Below are 19,808 nucleotides of genomic sequence, written 5' to 3'. Positions count from 1 at the left end.
ATCAATCAGTCAGGCCGTAGAGGCGTGCGCGAAACGCCACCTTGTCTTTCAGATATGTGGTTTTCAAAACGTCCACAACATGCGATCGCCAGGCGTCGGTGTAGCCGTCAAAGTCCTTGTAGAAGCCCGGCTTGTTGAAGACGTAGCGCGAGACGAAGTCCTGCGGCACGAAGTCGGAGATCAGCTGGTTGGTCAGCCAGGCGTCGGGATGGTCGGGCTTGGCCCGGACCACCAGGAAACGCTGCTGCGGGAACACGTCCTCGATCTTGAGGTGGCCGAGATGGGCAATTTCGCGCTTGGCGGCGTTGAGGAAGGGAAAATTGCCGTCCCTGGTGATCAGATCGGTGTGGCCGTGGATCCAGGTCTGCAGCCAGACCTTGTCGACGTCGCTCAGATTGCGGTCAGGCTCGGTATCGCGGATCAGCGCGCGCACCACCATTTCGGCACGATGTTCGAGGTAACCCGAGGTTTCGATCCATGAGGCGCGGGGCAGTTCGATGCGGCCGGTCGCGGCAAGGAATTTGAACACCTTGTCGGCATCGTTGATCGACAGATAGCTCACCTGCCACGGCCGCGAGCGGCGGAAACCGGGTGCGGCCGGGTCGCTGATAACAGTGGTCATGTCCGGATCGACGAACACATAGAGCCCGCCAAAATGGCTGGTCCAGTAGGCGTTGTGGCGGAAGATCACCTGGTCGGGCACCAGTGCGTTCTCGCGGATGTCGCCGCAGATCTTGGCCAGCTCGACCATGCGGGTGAGCATGGCATCGTCGCGCCAGGCCTCCGGCTCCTGTTTCAGCCGGTCGACGAGCTTACCGAGCTCGGCCGCCTTGCCCAGCACGTCCTCGGCCGACAGCACCTTGAACTCGACCTGGTTGATCGACAGCAGATCCTCGATGTCGTGGACCTTGGGGACCGAGTCCTCGATCTCGCCATAGATGACATCCTTGATGGTCAGCGCGTCGATGGCGCGCTGGTTCTTCGACATGAACTCGAACATCAGTTGCGAGGTGTTGGAAAACGCGGTGTGGACCACCGGCAGGTCGATCTGCGACGGCGTCAGGATGATGAAGCGGCGGTTGATCTCGTTGGGATCGAGGTAGCTGTAATCGCCGCATTCCTCGGCCACTTCAGGCGAGAAACCGGTGCGGTCGATGTCGAAGCTTTGGAGCTTGGTCGGCTTCAGGCCGAAGGCAGCAAGCGCCTTGTTGTAGCGCTGGATGAGGTGCGGTTCGTCGACCGTCAGCAGCCGGCCATAGATCAGCTCGTTGTCACGGAGAAGGTCGGGTTTCTTGCTCACTATTCCTTCTCCCCGTTCACGGAGAGAAGGGGGCGCTGGCGCGAATTACGCATTCCAACTTCCCTTCTTCTTCATCTCCTCGATTTCGCGCAGCGCGCGGTCGCGCAGACGGGTGTCGCGAATCATCTTGGTCACCGCGGCATCGTCGGACTTGTCGGAATAGCGGAACTCGCTATCGGCGTAGCGGTTGATCTCCTGCATGACCATGTCCATCGAGAACGGGCCGCGCAGTTCCTCGATCATCGCTTTCTTGTCGTCATAGCCCTTGTGCATGAAGGCTTCCGGCTTTTCGAACCACTCGTCCGGCAGTTCGATGTCCATGGCGCGCATCTTGATCGCATCGGTGACGTTCTTGATGGCGCGGCCGGTGAAGCGCGGTTCGGCGTCCTTGATCATGTGCAGATAGGTGCCGATGTCGGCCATCGACTTCGGCGCGCCATTCTCCTTCATGTAGCGCTCATAGACCTTCATCAGGCCGTCTTCCTGCGGCTTTTCATGCTCCTCATAGGCTTCCATCACAGCGCGCTGGATCTCCTGGGCGGCATAGAGCTTGTGGTCGCCGAGCGGTATTTTATGGTTCTTCCCGGCGAGCAGGACGAAGATGTCGATGTAGTCGTCGCGGCTCTGCGGCCCGTCGACCAGCCAGCGGGCGCCGGCGCGCTGACGCAGCGCATCGTCGACGTTTTCGGGATAGTTGGAAAACATGCCGAAGGAGCAGTTGCCGCGCACGACCGTCGACGCACCGGCAAAGGCGTCCATCAGGACACCGGTGATTTCCTGCTGGCCGGCCGAGGCGCGGTCGTCGGAGCGGCGCGCCGCCACCTGGTCGATGTCGTCGATGGTGCCGAAGCCGATGACGCGCGGGTTCAGCACGTTGTTGATGAACTGGCGGCAATTCTGGCCCGACTTGCCCTGATAGGAGGAGATCTGGTCGACGCCGAAATTCTCGTAGGCGAAGGGGTAGCCGGCGACCTGGCAATAACCGCTGACGAGCCCGGCGATCATCTGGATCAGCGTCGTCTTGCCGGTGCCGGGCGCGCCGTCGCCGATGAAGGTGAAGAGGAAGCCGCCAAGCTCGACGAAGGGGTTCAGCTCGCGCTCGAAATCATAGGCCATCAGCATCTTGGCGAGCTTGACCGACTGGTATTTGGCGATGTGGTTGCCGACGACCTCTTCCGGTTTCTTGAAGGTCATCACCAGCGGTTTCGAACGCTTGCCGGGCGCTACGTCAAAGCCGTCGAGGGTGAAGTCGTCGACGTCGATGCGGATATGCGCGTTTTCGAACGGGCCGATGCCGTCGAAACGGCCCTTTCGCGCCAAAAGCCCGTCGATGGCGACGCGGGCAAAGGCACGCGCGCGGGTCATCAGGTCGGCGTCGTCCTTCGCGCCCGCAACCGCTCTGTCGAGGCCGGCCAGGATCGACTTCACCGCATCCTGCGGCGTGTCGAACAGGAAGTCCGGCTCGGGTGTGTCGTTGGGCGCTTCGCCGTCGCTGTCGATGAGCTGGAACAGATAGGAAGCGAGGCTGAAGGCGGAAATATAGGCCGAGGCTGACAGAAGTCTCTTGAAAGTGGCGGCTTCGTCGCCTTCGAGCGGGGCGCGGGCGTTTTTCGCCTGCAGGCTTTCGAGGTCGGAACCTTCGGCGAAGACGTCCGATATGGCCAGCGCTACGGCTGTGCCGCGCCGGGCGCGAAACAAGAGCGTGTGCTGCGCAATACTCAGCAACTGGTCGTCGGGATGGACGGCGGCGACGGTCTTGGCAAGCTCGACCTCGCGCGTGCGCCGCACAGAGCCGACCGAAACGGTCGAGACGAAACGGCGGTTGGTGCCGGCCAGCGCGGTGCCGGATTCGCGCGACGGATCCTCCAGCACGACGATGCGGGTGATGAAGCTCTGCGCGGTGGCGCGGTGCTTTTCGATCGCCGCTTCCGAAATCGTGGTCAGGCCGGTGTCCATGAAGGATGCTCCGCGGTTCGACGGTCAGACGTCGCTGATGACCTGTCCCTTGGACAGGATGTGGACCTTGTAGCCGGAAAAGATCTTCTGCGCCTCGCCGGCGGCGTAGAGCGCCTGATAAGCCTCGTGCGGGATCAGCGCATGGTTCTCGTAGCTCGACACGCCCTGGCGCGCGGCCTCCAGATCGTCGGTGTTGATGAAGAATTCCTCTGACGCCGGTTCGCTCGACCACAGGCCCTTGCGGCCGGACTTCTCGGCCTTCGAGAAGACCTCCTGGATGGTCCAGGTCAGCAGCCAGGCGTTTTCCGGCTTGCGCACCTTGGCCAGAACGTCGCTCACCGTCGAATTGTTGTCGGTGATGCCGGCTGAATAGAACGGGCCGAGCACGACGCGACGCAGTTGCTTGGGGTGCAGCGTCTCGAAATCCTTGTCGAGGTTCACCGCGATCGTCGCCGGCGACAGCGTATAGGCCGAGTTCTTCTCGGTGAAGTCGTCGAAGCGATGGGCCAACTCGGGGTTGAGCAGGCCGTCGACCGGCAGCGGGATGTCCACCTTGTCGTTGAGCTTGCCGCTGTCGTCGACGAGCTGGCGGATCATCGCCTCGGAGGAATCCTCGACCGTCACCATATAGACCAGCGGCAGGTTGGCGCTGCCGTCGAAGGCAGCCCAATGGACGAGATAATAGGGCCGCCCCGTCTTCGGATTGACCGACACCTTGGCTGTCTGCGCCAATGTGAACGGGCCGAAGGTGGTTTCGCTCTTCACGTCCTCGAGATAGAGCCGCTCGGCCATCGATTTCTGCAGTGCTGCGGGGAATTCCTTGTGGCGCAAGATGAAGTCGGCCATTTCCTCGCGCAACTCGCCGGCCAGCGGGATGTTGGCAAGCCGCGCATCGGCCTGGCGACGGTCGTTCTCCAGCTCAAGCAGGTTCTGGAAGACCGGAAAGCCGCTTTCGGCACGCGAAATGCGGAACGTGTCCATGAAGCCCAGCCGGTTGCGCCAGCAGGAAAAGGACTTGTCGAGCCGCGCAATGTACTCGGCGACGATCCTGGCGACGATGCCGTGCCGGTAGAGCGGCGAGCGGTCGTCGCGCATGAACACTTCGAGGCCGCTGAGCGCCGCCGTGATCGCCGAGAAATAGCGCGCCGCGGCTTCGTTTTCGGGGGTCATGCAGCCAGCCTTAGAGTGCGATGCGCGTGCAGCAATTAGGACTGCACGTAATTGGCCGAATTGTGCTTCTTCATCACGTCGTCGAAGCGGCGGGCGAAGGCATCGTCGGCGAGCTTCTTGCGGCGCTGGATGTCGGCGGTCGCCACCATATTCTTCTCGTGCATTTCGAGGAGATCGCCAATGTGCTTCTGTGAGGCAGCCCCGATGCCGGCCATTGTTTCTTCGGCGGTGTTGTCGACCTGGCTGCCCAGCGTGTTGATCTTGTGGGCGACGTCCTGCTGGGCGGCGGTCTTCAGCGAATCTTCCAGCGCCTTGTAGAGCACGATGCGCTGCTCGGTATCGATGGTCAGCTTGTTGATCAGCGTCGACTGCGCCGCGATCTGGTTGTTGAGCGAATCGACGAAGGTCTGGAACATCGAGGTGTAGCGTTCCAGCGTCTGGCTTTCGGCCAGCAGCTCCTGCTCCTTGGCCTGCTTCTCATTGTATTCCGTAGCCATTTTCGAGCGCTCGCCTTCAAGCTGCGTGCGCTCCTTCTGGCTGGTCGAGGCGGCGATCTTGTTTTCGATGTCGAGCAGCATCGGGTTCAATTCCTCGATGCGCTTCTGGACGTTCTCGAGATTGGACATGGTGGTCTTGCGGCGCTCGATCACCTGCGCGAGGCTGGCCTCGGAGGTCTTGTAGCGCTGGTCGAGAACGTCCTTCTGCGCCTTGAGGATGCCAACGATGGTGTCGGATTTCGCCAACAGCTCCTGCAGATTGCCGGCCAGCGACATGTTGCGGACACGGTCGGTGCGCATGCGCTGCTTGCTCTGGCTGGAAAAGATGCCGATGAAGTTCTCCCAGCCGGTGTAGTTCTTCATGCTCTCGAATTCGGCGCCGAAGACGTTGGTGGCGTCCTCCAGCCCGATGATCAGGTCGGCAATGTTGCCTTCCATCACCTTCTGCTGCTTCAGCACATCCTCGATGCGGGCATTCTCGATGTCGAAATCGGCGTCGCCGATCTTCTTGTCGGCCTTGGCGAGCGTGTCGAGCACGGTGCCGGATTGCTCGATCTTGGTGCGCATGTCCTGCACGACCTGCTTGGTCTTGGCAATTTCGGCATCGAAATTCTGCAATGTCGCCATGGAGGCCTCCCGCTTCGGCATCAGTTTCGTGTCGCAACCCGCCGCGAATATATGTGCGGCATGGGGGGAAGGGAAGGCGCAAGAGACAAGACGTCAGGAAATTCAAAGTAGTGGGCCGGCGATTGCTTGATCGTCAAAGGCGACCATCGCGTGTTTCAGGACGGATCAGGGCTTGGGATCGGCCTTGAGATAGGCAATGACATTGGCGATATCGTCGTCGCTGGTCAGGCCGGTGAAGCCCATCTTGTTGCCGGGGACCTTTTGCCGTGGCGCGCGCAGATATTCGGCAAGGTTCGCCTCGTCCCAGACCAGGCCGGCGGCGCCGGCATCCTTCATCGCTTGCGAATAGCGGCTGAGGAAGCTCTGCGCCGTGCCGGCGGTGCGGCCGACGACGCCCATCAGATGCGGGCCGACCTTGTCGCGATCGGTCGTCGCCTCGTGGCAGGCCAGGCACCGGTTGAAAACCTTCTTGCCGAGAACGGCGTCGCCGCCGGCATGCGCGGCAAGAATGCCGGCAAGGAGAAAGACACCGGCGGACGAAATGGCTCGAAACATCGCTGACCCCGACAAGTTCTGGCTGAAGACCCTTAACAAACGCCGCATGATGGCGGGATTGCGGTAGACAGGCTCAACCCGGTAGACCTTTGACGGCCTGCTGGATCGTCTGTTCGATCGCCGCCAGCGAATGCCTGTCGCGTACGAAGGCCCGGCCGGCGTCGGCCATCGCGGCGCCCCGTTGCGGCTCCGCGGCGAGTGCCGTGATCTTCGCGGCCAACTCGCCGGTGTGGCGGCCGGACAGGAAGTGCGTGCCGGCTTCGAGGCCGAGCCCCTCGACAGCCTTTTCCGTTGCGCAGACGACCAGTCCCGCGGCCATCGCTTCCAGCACCTTGATGCGGGTTCCGCCGCCGAACCTGAGCGGCATCGGCGCATAACCGGCACGGCCAAGCAGATCCGGCACGTGCGGCGGGTTTTCGATGAGATGCAGCCCGTGCGTTGCGCAGACATGGCGCACGATATCGCGCGGATTCCTGCCGGCTACGATGATCGACCATGGCTGACCGGATGCCGCCAGGCGCGGCGCCATCTCGCGGCCGATCTGCTTGACCGCGTCGATGTTGGGGAAATAGCCGAGATGGCCGATGAAGCAGAGGCGGAGCTCTTCGTAGCGCCGGGTGGAAATCGGCAGGGAAAGTACTGTTTCGTCGGGGATGGGATTGGCGATCACCTTGATGTCGATCATCTTGTTGCCCGGCGGCTTGTTGCTGCCGGCCGGTCCCAGCGCCAGCAGCGTCGCCCGGTCCGCTTCCGAGCAGACCCAGACCTGGTCGGCGGTGCTTGCGGCCAAGATATCCGCTTCGCGTGCCTGGGCCATCTTGCGGCGGTGCTGGCGAATGCGCCCCCAGCGCTGCCACAGGGACAGCGATCCGATGCGATCCGCCACCGTGCGCGAATCGACATTGTGCAGGTCGATGACGGTCTGTCCGCCGTGCTCATGGGCCAGCGTCAGCAACTGCGAAAGCGCGATGTCCTCGATCACCACGAGGTCGGGCGCGAACGCTTTCCAGATCGATGCCGCTTCGGTCAGTTCATCGGCCGGGACTACATGCACGGTCGGGTGTGGGCTGCGTCTGTGCCAGGGGCCGCGGCCACGGGCCGCCTCGATGATCCGGTGCCGAATGTTTGGCGGCGTCGCGGGCGCCGGCGCGCCGGTGAAGCTCACGGTCAGGACCTCGCCCAGTGTCGCCAGCGCCCGCGCATTGGCGGCGTTTCGGATCTCGCCGCCGGAGACCGGCGGAAACGGACAATCGACCGTGAATTGCAGAATTTTCATGCCGCCCCCGCACGCATCGTAATCGGAGGCGAATGAAACCGGAATAGGTGGCGGCCCGGTCTTTCAGCCCTTGGTGAAACCGATGAAGTCGTCGGGCGCGGCGCGGCCCATTTCCTCCTCCCAATGGCGGCGGCAGAGCGAGACGTAGACGTCCTTGCCGATCGCCACCTGTTCGCCCTGCCTCGCCACCTTGCCGTCCGGGCCGAGGCGCACCACCATCGTCGCCTTGCGGCCGCAGCGGCAGATGGTGCGCACCTCGCGCAATTCGTCGGCGATGGCGAGCAGCGCGCGCGAACCGGAAAACAGCTTGCCCTGGAAGTCGGTGCGCAGGCCGTAGCACATGACCGGTATGTTCAACCGGTCGGTGATGCGGGCGAGCTGCCACACCTGCTCCTCCTCGAGGAATTGCGCCTCGTCGACGAAGACGCAATGCACTGTCGTATGGTCATTATGCTCGGCGACGCGAGCGGACAGATCGTCGCCCTCGCGGAACATCTCGGCTTCCGTCTCCAGGCCGATGCGCGACGAGATCAGCCCGGTATCGCCCTTGCGGTAATGGCCGGCGACGAACAGCATCGTCGTCATGCCGCGCTCACGGTAATTGTACGACGCCTGCAAGAGCATTGTCGTCTTGCCGGCATTCATCGTCGCATAATGGAAGTACAGCTTGGCCATGCCGCCCTTTTAAGGTGTATCGATATTCAGGTGATGCCGGCCTGCAAACGGCGGCTTCCTGCGCTTCCGGTGCTCACGTACCAAAAGTACGCTCCGCTCCGGTTCTCGGAACCCGCCGTTTTCGGCTCGGCCTGACCTAAATCTCGGCACACCTTAAGCCGACTTGTCCTGACGCGGGGAGGGGGCGTCCCTACATTCCACCGGAAAAGGGCATTCCATCGGAGGAACCCTGCCAAAAAAGCGGCAAGCGTGTCGCTGATCGGCCAGCCCGCGCCGTTGATCGTGATTGTCTTAGTGCTTGAAACTGCACCAGAATGGTGTTTGGCTGATAAACAAAGGCGGGCGCAAGAAATCCGCATTGCCAAAGAATCGAAATGGGAGAAATAAACATGTCGCGCATGAATTCCTTCGTCGCCGGTCTTGGCCTGGCGGCTTTCCTGTCCACGAGTGCCGCTTTCGCCGGCGATCCGGAAAGCTGCAAGGCGGTACGTCTTTCCGATGTCGGCTGGACCGACATCCAGGCGACGACCGGCGTCGCTTCGGTGCTGCTCACGGCCCTCGGTTACGAGCCGCAGGTGATCCAACTTTCGGTGCCGGTGACCTATGCGTCGCTGAAGAACAAGGACCTTGACGTCTTCCTCGGCAACTGGATGCCGTCGATGACCAATGACATCAAGGACTACACCGCCGATGGCTCGGTCGAGACCGTCAGCGAAAACCTCAGCGGCGCCGGTTACGGCATCGTCGTGCCGACCTATGTGGCGGACGCCGGCGTCAAGACGCTGACCGACCTCGGCAAGTTCAAGGACAAGTTCGACGGCAAGATCTACGGCATCGAGGCCGGCAATGACGGCAACCGGATCATCCTCGATATGATCAAGAACCCGGCCGACAATCTCGAAGGCTTTGAACTGGTCGAATCCTCGGAGGCCGGCATGCTCACCCAGGCGGAGCAGTCGATGAAGAACAATGAATGGATCGCCTTCCTCGGCTGGACGCCGCATCCGGTGATGGGCGCCATGAAGATCACCTATCTCGACGGCATGGGCGACAGCGGCTTCGGCGCCGCCACCGTCCATACCAATGTGCGCAAGGGCTACATGACCGAATGCCCGAATGCCGGCAAGTTCATCGCCAACCTGAAGTTCAACCTGGACATGGAAGGCGAGATGATGGACGCGATCCTCAAGGGTGGCGACGCCAACACGGTTGCGACCGACTGGCTGAAGAAGCACCCGGACGCCGTCACGCCCTGGATTGCCGGCGTGACCACCTTCGACGGCGGCGACGCGGCCGCAGCCATCAAGACCGCGCTCGGGAGCTGAGCCGACTGAATTCGGCCAGGCCGAACCAGAAAGGGCAGCCATCTTAGAAAAGGCTGCCCTTTTTCATATCGTGTGACAAGATGATCGTCCGACAAGGACGGCGCCGGCAGAAGAGGGGTGAGATGGATCCGATTTCTAAATTCCTGGTCAGTTACAAGATCCCCATAGGCGCCTGGGGAAAGGCCTTCTTCACCTTCCTCACCGACAATTTCAACACCGTCTTCAGGGCTTTTTCCAACAGCCTCAACTTCCTGCTCGACGGGATCGTCGACGGGCTGCTGCTGCTGCCGCCTGTCCTGCTTATCGCTCTGATCGCTCTGCTAGCCTATCTCCTGCAACGCTCGAAGGGCCTAGCGCTCGCCGTCTTCCTCGGCCTGCTGTTCATCCTCAACCAGAACCTCTGGAAACAGACGGTGGAGACGCTGGTGCTGGTGGTTGCCGCCGCCGCCGCCTCGATGGCCATCGGCGTGCCGCTCGGCATCTGGGCCGCACACAAGCCGAAGGTCTACCGCTTCATGCTGCCGGTGCTCGACCTGATGCAGACGCTGCCGACCTTCGTCTACCTGATCCCGGTGCTGACCCTGTTCGGGCTGGGCAACGCGCCCGGCCTCATCGTCACCATCATCTTCGTCATCCCGACGTCGGTCCGGCTCACCCATCTCGGCGTCACGTCGGTGCCGAAATCGATCGTCGAGGCCGGCGAGGCCTTCGGCGCCACCAAAAGACAGCTTCTGTGGAAGGTCGAACTGCCTTCGGCGCTGCCCACCATCATGGCGGGGCTCACGCAGTCGATCATGCTGTCGCTGTCGATGGTGGTGTTCGCTGCGCTTATCGGTGCCGGTGGCCTCGGCACCGAAATCAACCGCGCGCTCGGCTCGCGCCGGATCGATCTCGGGCTCGAGGCCGGTCTGGCCATCGTCGTGCTCGCCATCGTGCTCGACCGGATGACCCGTATTGGCGTTGGAGGCAAGAAATGACCGTCGCCGTCGATTTCAGGAATGTCGATATCGTCTTCGGCGCCGACCAGGCCGGGTCGCTGGCGCTCATCGACAGCGGCGCCACCCGCGCCGAGATCCTCGAAAAGACCGGCAATGTGCTGGGTTGCGCAGGCGCCAGCCTCACCGTGCATGAAGGCGAGATCTCCGTACTCATGGGCCTGTCCGGCTCGGGCAAGTCGACGCTGCTCAGGGCCGTCAACCGGCTGAACGTGGTTTCGCGCGGCCAGGTCCTGGTCAAGGACGGCGACGGCACGGTCGATGTCGTCACCTGCGACGAGGCGACGTTGAGAAGGCTGCGGCAGAAGCAGGTGGCGATGGTGTTCCAGCAATTCGGCCTTTTGCCATGGCGGACGGTGGAGGAGAATGTCGGGCTCGGCCTCGAACTCGCCGGCATGCCTGAAGCCGAGCGCAAGGCGCGGGTCAAGAAGCAACTGGAGCTCGTCCATCTCGACCAGTGGTCGAAGAAATACGCCCATGAGCTCTCCGGCGGCATGCAGCAACGTGTCGGGCTGGCGCGCGCCTTCGCCACCGAAGCGCCGATCCTGTTGATGGACGAACCGTTCTCGGCGCTCGACCCGCTGATCCGCACCAAGCTGCAGGACGAATTGCTGCAGCTCCAGGCCGAGCTGAAGAAGACCATCATCTTCGTCAGCCACGACCTCGAGGAGGCGCTGAAGATCGGCAGCCACATCACCATCATGGAGGGCGGGCGCATCGTGCAGACCGGCGCGCCGGAAGACATCGTGCTCAGGCCCGCCAACGATTATGTCCGCGACTTCATCGCCAATGTGAATCCGCTCTCCGTCCTGACGGCCTGGAACGTGATGCGCGATCGCCGCGATCTCGAGCACGGCAAGGATGGCTGGGTGTGGCTCGACCGGCGCAAGACGACGCGCTTCAAGATCGACGAGCACGGGCTGGTGGCGGCGGCAGAACGCGACGGCAAGCCGGCGGTATGGGTCTCCTGCGCCGATGTCGAGGGCCAGCCGGAAGAGGCCGCCCAGGTATTCTGGGCCAACCCCGGTACCTCGCTGAAGACGGTGATGCTGGCCATGCACCGCTCGCAGACGGCGCCGGTGGCCTTGTTCGACGACCAGTCGCGCTTCGTCGGCGCCATCGGCATCAGGGACGTGCTGAGCGCGGTGTTGAGAAGGTAGTTTTCCACCAGCTCGGCCTACGCCGCCAGCGGCAATCTCAGCTCGGTCAGCAGGCCGCCGCCAGGATGGTTGGACAGGCTGACTTCGCCGCCGGCGGCGCGGGCTATGTTGCGGGCGATGGTCAGGCCGAGACCGAGGCCGCCGGTCTGGCGATTGCGCGACTGTTCCAGGCGCACGAACGAGCCGAATACGGCATCGAGCTCGGCCTGCGGTATGCCCGGGCCCTCGTCGCGGATGGCCAGCGTGATAATCTTGCCTGATTGCTGCAGGCTGAGATGCGCCTTCTTGCCATAGGTGACGGCGTTCTGGACGAGATTGGTGACGCAACGCCGCAGCGCGACCGGGCGCGCGATGCAGATCAGGCCGCGCGAGCGCGTGTCCTCATTGTCGAAGGAGACATCCTCGAAGCCGTCGGCGATAGATTCCACCAGCGACCAGAAATCGATCCTCTCACTCTTTTCCTCGGTCACCTCGAAAGTGGCGAAGTCGATGACGGAGCTGGCAATCTCTTCAATGTCGGCAAGGTCGTGCGCCAGCGCCTCGCGAACCGTCGATTTCCTCAGCAGTTCGAGGCGCAACCGCATCCTGGTCAGCGGCGTGCGCAAATCATGCGCCAGCGCCGCGGCTAGATGTTCGCGATCCTCGACATAGTCGCGCAGCCTTGCCTGCATGGCATTGACCGCCCTGGCGGCGGTACGGACCTCGCGGCTGCCGGCCTCGGCGATCGGCGGGCTCTTGAGGTCGTAGCCGATCCGCTTCACCGCGGTTTCCATCATCCGATAGGGCGCGGTCAGCCGGCGCAACGACCAGATCGAGGAGATCACCACCAGTCCGGCGATCAGGGCATAGAGCGGCAGGCTGTCGACGCTCAATATCGGGCCGACCGGCGTGTTCGGCTCGGTGAAGTTAAGCCATTGGCCGTCGGCAAAGCGCAGCGAAGCCGTCAGCTTTTCACTCTGGGCGAAATCGGCCGCCAGCACCAGGAGGTCGCGCTCGACCTGGCCGATATCGCGGGGCTCGACCTGGCCTGCGGCATCGTCGGCTTCGCGCGTCGCCGGGTCGCGCCGCACCCGCGCGTCCGTGACGCCGAATTTCGACAGCCGGCCGACCAGTATGTCTTCCAGTTCGGCCAGTTCGTCATCTCCGGCGATCGACGAGGTGACGGCGGGCGTGTTCGATACGGTGAGGGCGTAGGTCGCGTTGGACAGGCCCGACGCGATGGCCTTGCGCTGCTCGGGCGCCGCGTCATGCATCAACTGGACAAGCGAGAAGGCACGGTCGTTGAGCCGGTAGAGATCGACTACGTCATTGGCGGCGGCGCGGTCGCGCGAGACGATAGAGAGGGTCGCGACCTGGCTGATCAGCAGGCCGGCAATGACAATGAGCAGAACCCAGACCGGCAGGGTTTGCGGCAGGATGCGTCTCATTCGGACGTCGTCTCGGGCAGGAACTGATAACCGCCGCTGCGCACGGTCAGGATCAGCTTCGGCGTTTTCGGGTCGTCCTCCATCTTGCGCCGCAGCCGGCTGACCAGAATGTCGACGCTGCGATCGAAGCTGTAGCCGCTGTCGCCGCCCGACAATTCGATGAGCTGCTCGCGGCTCAGCACGCGCTGCGCGCTCCGGACGAAGGTCTGCAGGAGGTTGAACTCGGCCATCGTCAGCTCGACCCTGACGTCGCCCGGCGCCATCAGCCGGCGGCGCGAACAGTCCATCGTCCAGCCGGCGAAATGATAGATCTGCTTCGAGCTGGGCCGGCGCGGCTCGGCGGCCGCGGCGCCGTTGCGCCTCAGCACGGCGCGGATCCGCGCCAGCAGCTCACGCGGATCGAAGGGTTTGGGCACATAATCGTCGGCGCCCATCTCCAGCCCCACCACCCGGTCGGTCGTGTCGTTGACCGCGGTCAGCATGATGATGGGGGTCGCATAATTGGCGCGAAGCTCGCGGCAGAGTTCGAGCCCGCTCTTTCCGGGCAGCATGACGTCGAGAACGATAAGGTCCACCTGGGTCCGGCGCAGGACGGTTTCCATCTCGGTGCCGTCGGCGGCGACGGAGGTGTGCAGCCCCCGCTTCTGGAAAAACTCCTGAAGCAGGTCGCGGATGCCCTTGTCGTCGTCGACGATCAGTATGTGTGCGTCGGATTTCACGGAAAACCTGCCATGGTGGATCGCCCAAGCGCTCATTCGCTCGTCACCCACACGATAGAATTCAGGCCATATGTTGGCCAGTGGCGATGTCAGGTCCAGACGCGGGTTCGTCAGAAACAATCCAGAAACAAAATTCTACAGTTCGGAAAAACTCCCGAAAAAAATCAAGGGCATAAGTGGTGCCGTGGCGGTCAGGTCACCGGCTGCGACACGCGTTACGGGATTACGGACAAACCAATGCAAAGGTTCTCGATCAGCCTGATGGGTGCGTTGCTCGGCATTTCGCTCGTCACGGCCGCGATCGAACAATCCGATGCAAAGGTGGCCGAAACAAAGGCGCCGATCACCCGCAGCGAGCGTTGCAGCTATCTGAGCCGTCAATTCGACCAAGCCCTCGAAACCCATGCCACGGCAACGCAGGTCACCGCGGCGAAGGCACTTCAAAGAAAGGGAAACCGGTACTGCGCCAACAGGAAACAGGCACAGGGAATCCGGATGCTCGCGAATGCTTTGAAGCTGCTTGGAGTGACACCGATCGACCCCGTTCAGTGACGCTCAAATTCGATCTGCAAGAAAAAGGAAGTGAAGCCATGAAAAAGTCCCTCCTCTCCGCTCTCGGTCTCGCCATCGCGCTCGCCTTCTCGATGCCGGTTCTCGGCACGACCAGCGCCAACGCTGCTGCCACGACCGCGGCTGCGACGACCACGACCACGACAGCTGCGCCCACCAAGGCCGTGAAGAAGGTCGCTGCCAAGAAGACCGTCAAGAAGCACAAGAAGCACAAGAAGGTTGCCCCGAAGGCGGCTCCGAAGGCCTGATCCAGGCCGGCGACATCTCTTGTCCCATGAGAGGACCGCTCCAGTTGCGATTTGCCTGGAGCGGTCGTCTTTTTTGCGTGAGGAGCCAAGGTCCGAGTCGAGCATCGGCCCTCCGCACCGGCCATTGGCAACCATTAATCTTAAGCCGATCGCAATGCCGGCCCGGTAAGGCATCCCCATGAAGAAGCGGCCTTCGTCCATTCTGCGCTCGATGGTCATTGGCGGCCTGGTCGTCACCGCGCTGGCCAAGGTGCTGATCCAGTTGACCGCCAGCTCGGTCCTCGATCCGGCCAGCGGGCGCATTGAGCCGGCCTTGTTCGCGCCAGCGATTTCCACCGATTGGGACTACGTCACCTCCTGGCAGACCGTGCTGCTCATCGTGCTCACCAGTACGGTGCTGATCTCATTTGTCGCATGGCCGGTCGTTGCCTGGCTGGAACGGCGGATGGATGCGGCCGGGCCTGGAAAAAGCGCCTCATCCGTCCCGACTGCGCGGCAATTTCCGGCTCGCCGGAGCTTCGGCCGTCAGGGCCGTTGAACCGCAGGCGACAGTCCCCACATAGACCACGGACTTGTGAATGGCCGCGCCGCGCCGGGAGGGCGGTTTGCGCCGTTCAAAATGGACGATCGCTATCGCCCGTGCCAGAGTGACAGCGACGTTCTCGCACGCTACTGCCGGTTCCGATGCCTGAAATCACGACAAAACCCCGCACCAAGACGCAACCGAAGACCGAACGGCCGAAACTCTACAAGGTCATTCTGGTCAATGACGATTTCACGCCACGCGAATTCGTGGTGACGGTGCTGAAGGGCGAGTTCAAGCTGAACGAAGACCAGGCGCGGCGGGTGATGATCACCGCGCACCAGCGCGGCGTCTGTGTCGTCGCCGTCTTCACCAGGGACGTCGCCGAGACCAAGGCGGCGCGGGCGACCGATGCCGGCAAGGCCAAGGGTTATCCGCTGATGTTCACGACGGAGCCGGAAGAGTAGCGCCGGGGCGCTTTTTCCTTCTCCCCTTGTGGGGTGAGCAGCCGGATTCAGGAGGTGGATTAGGCGTCGCCCTATGCGAAGCGGAAGCTGAGGTATGTATATTTCAATCCCAAGCGATTGATAAGAAGGCAGTTTAAGGAGGGCGCCATCAATACCTTGACTCCGATTGAAGGTGGTCTTCAGCCCATACGAGTGATGTCACTCGCTAGAGACTCGGCCGCTATCCCATTGGTAGCCAGATGGCTTAGTGCCGAGTGGGGACGCGTACAGGGCTATTGCTATGATGACACCGTTTCGTGGTGCAATGAGGTTGCAAACAGCGAAAATGAACTGTTGGCATGCGCCTTTCTGAATGAGTACCCAGTTGGCGTTGCATTGCTGGTTGAGTGCGACCTGCAATCCCATGACTATTGGCGACCTTGGCTGTCAAGTCTTTACGTGCCTGTGGAGCATCGGGGCAAAAGAATTGGCGAAGCCTTGATAAGCGCCATATGCGAGGCGGCGAGGGATGGCGGGTGGTCAGAGTTGTACCTCTACGCCGCCACCGGATGGCTGACTGCGTACTACACCAAGTTTGGTTGGCGTTCGGTCGACAGGATAGACGTGTCTGGGAATACGTTCGACGTGATGAAGAGGCAGCTATAGCAAGAGAGAAGGCAAGGACGCAGCGCTACCGCCCCTCGCGGTACCACATCGAGCCCATCGCAAGCAGCAGCAGGCCGAGGCCGAGGAAACCGCCGAACAGCGGCACGCGCGAGACCGCCTTCAGCACGCTGTCGTCAGTGGTGCGCAGTCCGATCCAGTCGTTGCCGGCCGCCGCGCCCGACGAGCGCACCGGGACGATCGAAGGCAGCGTCACGCCGCTGGCGAGGTCGCCGAGCGTCGATGGCTGAGCCAGCCGGCGCACGCTGCCGCCGGTGGCTTCCACTGGTGCTTTCAGCCGGTTCTCGGTGGAGATGACGTCGGAGAATTCAGGCGCGTTGACCGGGCCGACATGGGCAAGCGCGGTCAAATTGCCGTTGCCGACCTGGTAGAGGCCGATCTCATTGGTTTCGATGCTGCCGAGGAAAACGCCGGGCTCGGATTTCTCGAGCTTGACGATCAGCGCCTTGCCGGACGGCGTGATGACCTGCGCCGAGCCAGGGTCGTCGCTCATCGTCTGGCGGCGGATTTCCAGCATCATGCCGCGGCCTTCGGCGGTCAGCCGCTCCTCCTCGAGTTCGGGCTCCTTCATCAGCCAGTGGGCGATGCGCCGGTAGAGCTGGACATGCGGGCCGCCGCCTTCGTAGCCGCGCGCCCACAGCCAGCCCTGATCGGACAGAAGCATGCCGACGCGGCCTTCGCCCTTGCGGTCGAGCAAAAGCAGCGGCCGGTTGTCGGCGCCCTTCATCACCACTTCGCCCTCGGGATTCTCGACGCCGATGGTGCGGAACCAGCGGCTCCAGTGCGGCGGGTCGGTTGCCGAGCCGTCGAGCCCGCGCGTCACCGGATGGCGCTGGCCAAGGTCGGTGAGGCGCGGATAAAAGGCCTTGTCGACGACTTCGCCGGTCGGCATCGCCGGCAGCGCCGCCATCAGGGGTGTGCGGGCAATGGAGCTTTCGCCGGCATATTCAGGTCCGGCAGCGATCAGCAGCGCTCCGCCCTTTTCGACATATTCGGCGATGTAGTCGTAGTAGAGGATCGGCAGCACGTCGCGGTGCTGGTAGCGGTCGAAGATGATCAGGTCGAAATCCTTGATCCTTTCAACGAAAAGTTCGCGCGTTGGAAAGGCGATCAGCGACAGTTCGTTGATCGGCGTGCCGTCCTGTTTTTCCGGCGGCCGCAGAATGGTGAAGTGAACGAGATCGACCGAGGCGTCGGATTTCAAGAGGTTGCGCCAGGTGCGCTCGCCGGCATGCGGCTCGCCGGAGACGAGCAGCACACGCAAATTCTCGCGAATGCCGTCGACCAGCGCGATGGCGCGGTTGTTGGTGTCGGTCAGTTCACCCGGCTCCGGGTCGATGGCGAGTTCGATGATGTTGCGGCCGGCGCCGGGGATGGTCACCTGCAACGGCATGGCCTTGCCGATGGTGGCTTGCTCGACCGCAACCTGCTCGCCATTGACCGAGACGCGGACATCGACCTGGCCGGCCTCGTTACCGGTTGCGATGACGCGATAGGTCATGTCGAGCGGCTTGCCGACCAGGCCGAAGCGCGGGGCGTTCTCGAAGCGGATGCGGCGATCCTTCTCGTGGTCGTTGCCGGTGATCAGCGCGTGTAGCGGAGCGTTGAAGTCGGGAGTGCCGGCGGGCGCATCGTGCACCTCGCCATCGGTGATCATGATGGCGCCGCCGATGCGCGAAGGCGGCACGTCGCGGAAAGCTCCCTCAAGTGCTGTGAACAGCCTGGTTTCGGTGCGCTCGTCGGCGGCTTCCGACTTGCCGGCCTCGACGACGCGCACGTCGAACTGCTTGAAGCGGGCGAGGCGCTGTTGAAGCCCGGCAAGCGCCTCGTCGGTCTGCTTGGTGCGCTCGCCGATGTCCTGGCTCTGGCTGCGGTCGACGACGACGGCGACGACGCTCTTCAGCGCCTCGCGCTCCTCGTCAAGGAACACCGGATTGACGAGGGCGGCGCCCAATGCGAGCAGGGCGGCGAAACGGAAGACCGAGCCACGCTGGCGAAACCACAGGCCGACCAGCGCCAGCAGGAGCAGTGGCGCCAGCACGGCAAGTAGCAGCGGCCAGTAGATGAGCGGTTCGAAGGAGAGGGACCAGTTCATGGCTTACACTCCCCCTTGTGGGGAGGGTTGATCCGCATAGGGAGCGCAACAAAGAGCGTCATCTTACTGCCCCAGCCGCTCGAGCAGCACCGGCACATGCACCTGGTCGGATTTATAGTTGCCGGTCAGCATGTACATCATGATGTTGACGCCGGCGCGCAGCGCATAGATGCGCTGCATCGGGTCCGACGGCACGGTCGGCAAAAGCGGGTCGCCATTCTCGTCGACCGCCCAGGCGCCGGCGAAATCATTGGCGGTGATCATGATCGGCGAGACGCCGTCGCCGGTGCGCACCGGGCGGTTCTCGGTGTTGCTGGCTTCGAGCGAGGCCTCGACCCACAGCGGGCTGCCGGCGAAACGGCCGGGAAACTCGGGCAGGATGTAGAACGATTTGGTCAGCACGTGGTCCGACGGCACCGGTTCCAGTGGTGGCACGTTGAGATTGCCGAGGATGTCGCGCAGCCGCTCCGTCGCCGGGCTGGTCGAATCGGCGCCGATGCCGTTGGCGAATTGGTCGCGCGTGTCGAACAGAACCGTGCCGCCCTGCTGCATATAGGCGTCGATGCGGGCAATCGCCGCCTGGCTCGGCATCGCGGCTGTGGGGTCGATCGGCCAGTAGATCAACGGGTAGAAGGACAGTTCGTCCCTGGAGATGTCGACGCCGGCCGGCGCACCGGGTTCGAGCGCGGTCTTCTCGATCAGGAAGCGGGTCAGGCCTTCGAGCCCGGCGCGGCTGATCGAATCAACGCCCGGCTCGCCGGTCATCACATAGGCGATCCTAGTCTTCGAAATGTCCTCGATCGCCTGGCTGTCGCCGGGCTTGGCATCGTCGGCGCGGGCGATGTCGGCGTGGCCGAGCATGGCGCCGAGCGCAATCAGCAGGGCGGCCGCGCTTGCCGCGGTCCGGGCACGGCGCGGCCGGCGCGAGAACAGGCCGCCCATCCAGAACACGGCTAGCGTGTCGAGCACCATCAAGGCGAGAGCCGCCGCCACCAGCGGACCTTTCAAATCGTGCGATTCGTCGAAAGCGTACTGGACGGTGGTGACCGGCACGGTGATCTCGGGGCGGACCAGCGGTGCGAAGGTGCTGCCGGCTTCGAGCAGATTGTGGGCGAATACGCCGGTTTCGGAACCGTAGAGCCCGGGCGGGTTCTCGAACGTCACCGGCAGCGGGCCGGAGCCCGGCACCAGCGGCCTTGCATCCGGCGTCGGCGGCACCAGCGTGCCGTCGGCCGATATCATGCGGTAAGGCGCCAGCGAGGTGGCGGCTGCTTCGGCATTGGCGACCGCTGCACCCTGGTTGCGCGACAGTTGCACGATGCGCCGCAGCATTTCCACGAAGCTGCCGGAGATCGGCAGGCTCGACCACGTCGCTTCGGGCGTGACATGGAACAGCACCAGCGTGCCCTTGCCCTTTTTCAGCCCGGTCACCAGCGGCGTGCCGTCGGCAAGCGTCGCCCAGCTGCGCTCGACGATGTCGGGCGTCGGTTCGGCCAGGACCTGCCTGGTGACGGTGACATCGGCGGGCGGCGCGAGGGCGGCGAAGGGGCCGGTCTTCGG

Annotated in this window: 20 protein-coding genes; 9 read left to right on the top strand and 11 right to left on the bottom strand. The window is 63.1% G+C overall.

Features of this window, described 5'->3' with window-relative positions:
* Position 1: 1 nt before the first annotated feature.
* From CN311_RS05505 to CN311_RS05475, 7 genes are all read right to left on the bottom strand, one after another.
* A complete protein-coding gene (locus tag CN311_RS05505) occupies positions 2–1,300 on the bottom strand; it encodes a DUF6638 family protein (protein WP_165779599.1) in 1,299 nt (432 codons plus the stop codon).
* Between the two features lie 45 nt (positions 1,301–1,345).
* Positions 1,346–3,256, bottom strand: a complete 1,911-nt coding sequence (locus CN311_RS05500; RefSeq protein ID WP_097572369.1) for an AAA family ATPase — start codon at positions 3,254–3,256, stop codon at positions 1,346–1,348.
* Positions 3,257–3,280: 24 nt separating this feature from the next.
* Positions 3,281–4,426, bottom strand: coding sequence for a hypothetical protein (locus CN311_RS05495; protein WP_097572368.1), 1,146 nt, complete (start codon positions 4,424–4,426; stop codon positions 3,281–3,283).
* Positions 4,427–4,461: 35 nt separating this feature from the next.
* Positions 4,462–5,550 carry a hypothetical protein gene (locus tag CN311_RS05490; RefSeq protein ID WP_097572414.1) on the bottom strand — a complete coding sequence of 363 codons (1,089 nt, stop codon included), beginning with the start codon at positions 5,548–5,550 and terminating at the stop codon, positions 4,462–4,464.
* A gap of 165 nt (positions 5,551–5,715) precedes the next feature.
* A complete protein-coding gene (locus CN311_RS05485) occupies positions 5,716–6,105 on the bottom strand; it encodes a c-type cytochrome (RefSeq protein ID WP_097572367.1) in 390 nt (129 codons plus the stop codon).
* Between the two features lie 73 nt (positions 6,106–6,178).
* Positions 6,179–7,381 carry a glycosyltransferase family 4 protein gene (locus CN311_RS05480; RefSeq protein ID WP_097572366.1) on the bottom strand — a complete coding sequence of 401 codons (1,203 nt, stop codon included), beginning with the start codon at positions 7,379–7,381 and terminating at the stop codon, positions 6,179–6,181.
* Positions 7,382–7,444: 63 nt separating this feature from the next.
* Positions 7,445–8,056 (bottom strand): thymidine kinase, encoded by a 612-nt coding sequence (locus CN311_RS05475; protein WP_097572365.1) that lies wholly within the window; start codon positions 8,054–8,056, stop codon positions 7,445–7,447.
* A gap of 249 nt (positions 8,057–8,305) precedes the next feature.
* Between CN311_RS05475 and CN311_RS32460 the strand changes: the two genes are divergently transcribed.
* The 4 genes from CN311_RS32460 (at position 8,306) to choV (ending at position 11,536) form a co-directional block, all read left to right on the top strand.
* Positions 8,306–8,443, top strand: a complete 138-nt coding sequence (locus CN311_RS32460; RefSeq protein WP_165779598.1) for a hypothetical protein — start codon at positions 8,306–8,308, stop codon at positions 8,441–8,443.
* Between the two features lie 2 nt (positions 8,444–8,445).
* A complete protein-coding gene (locus CN311_RS05470; RefSeq protein WP_097572364.1) occupies positions 8,446–9,381 on the top strand; it encodes a choline ABC transporter substrate-binding protein in 936 nt (311 codons plus the stop codon).
* A gap of 122 nt (positions 9,382–9,503) precedes the next feature.
* Entirely contained in the window at positions 9,504–10,358 is an 855-nt protein-coding gene (gene choW, locus CN311_RS05465; protein ID WP_097572363.1) for a choline ABC transporter permease subunit, read from the top strand.
* Positions 10,355–11,536: a choline ABC transporter ATP-binding protein gene (gene choV / locus CN311_RS05460; protein ID WP_097572362.1), complete on the top strand. Its 1,182-nt coding sequence runs from the start codon at positions 10,355–10,357 to the stop codon at positions 11,534–11,536. Before choW ends, choV begins: the two co-directional genes overlap by 4 nt.
* Before the next feature lie 17 nt (positions 11,537–11,553).
* Here choV and CN311_RS05455 read toward each other — a convergent pair whose 3' ends face one another.
* A complete protein-coding gene (locus tag CN311_RS05455) occupies positions 11,554–12,963 on the bottom strand; it encodes an ATP-binding protein (protein ID WP_097572361.1) in 1,410 nt (469 codons plus the stop codon).
* On the bottom strand, positions 12,960–13,682 hold the full coding sequence (locus CN311_RS05450) for a response regulator (RefSeq protein ID WP_097572413.1): 723 nt from the start codon (positions 13,680–13,682) through the stop codon (positions 12,960–12,962). The genes CN311_RS05455 and CN311_RS05450 overlap by 4 nt, the downstream gene beginning before the upstream one ends.
* A gap of 237 nt (positions 13,683–13,919) precedes the next feature.
* On the opposite strand from CN311_RS05450, the gene CN311_RS05445 reads away from it, so the two are divergent.
* From CN311_RS05445 to CN311_RS33825, 5 genes are all read left to right on the top strand, one after another.
* On the top strand, positions 13,920–14,234 hold the full coding sequence (locus CN311_RS05445) for a hypothetical protein (RefSeq protein ID WP_097572360.1): 315 nt from the start codon (positions 13,920–13,922) through the stop codon (positions 14,232–14,234).
* A gap of 38 nt (positions 14,235–14,272) precedes the next feature.
* Positions 14,273–14,500, top strand: coding sequence for a hypothetical protein (locus CN311_RS05440; RefSeq protein ID WP_097572412.1), 228 nt, complete (start codon positions 14,273–14,275; stop codon positions 14,498–14,500).
* 178 nt (positions 14,501–14,678) lie between these two features.
* Positions 14,679–15,038, top strand: a complete 360-nt coding sequence (locus tag CN311_RS05435) for a hypothetical protein (RefSeq protein ID WP_097572359.1) — start codon at positions 14,679–14,681, stop codon at positions 15,036–15,038.
* Between the two features lie 146 nt (positions 15,039–15,184).
* Positions 15,185–15,490, top strand: a complete 306-nt coding sequence (gene clpS, locus CN311_RS05430) for an ATP-dependent Clp protease adapter ClpS (protein ID WP_097572358.1) — start codon at positions 15,185–15,187, stop codon at positions 15,488–15,490.
* Between the two features lie 195 nt (positions 15,491–15,685).
* Positions 15,686–16,135: a GNAT family N-acetyltransferase gene (locus CN311_RS33825; RefSeq protein ID WP_425351050.1), complete on the top strand. Its 450-nt coding sequence runs from the start codon at positions 15,686–15,688 to the stop codon at positions 16,133–16,135.
* Positions 16,136–16,160: 25 nt separating this feature from the next.
* Here the strand turns inward: CN311_RS33825 and CN311_RS05420 are convergent, their stop codons facing one another.
* A complete protein-coding gene (locus CN311_RS05420; protein WP_097572356.1) occupies positions 16,161–18,248 on the bottom strand; it encodes a hypothetical protein in 2,088 nt (695 codons plus the stop codon).
* A gap of 63 nt (positions 18,249–18,311) precedes the next feature.
* On the bottom strand, positions 18,312–19,808 hold a 1,497-nt coding region (locus CN311_RS05415), incomplete at its 5' end, for a DUF4159 domain-containing protein (RefSeq protein ID WP_133117138.1).

Source organism: Mesorhizobium sanjuanii, assembly GCF_002529485.1.
Lineage (GTDB): Bacteria > Pseudomonadota > Alphaproteobacteria > Rhizobiales > Rhizobiaceae > Mesorhizobium > Mesorhizobium sanjuanii.
This window is presented reverse-complemented; position numbering and strand designations above follow the sequence as displayed.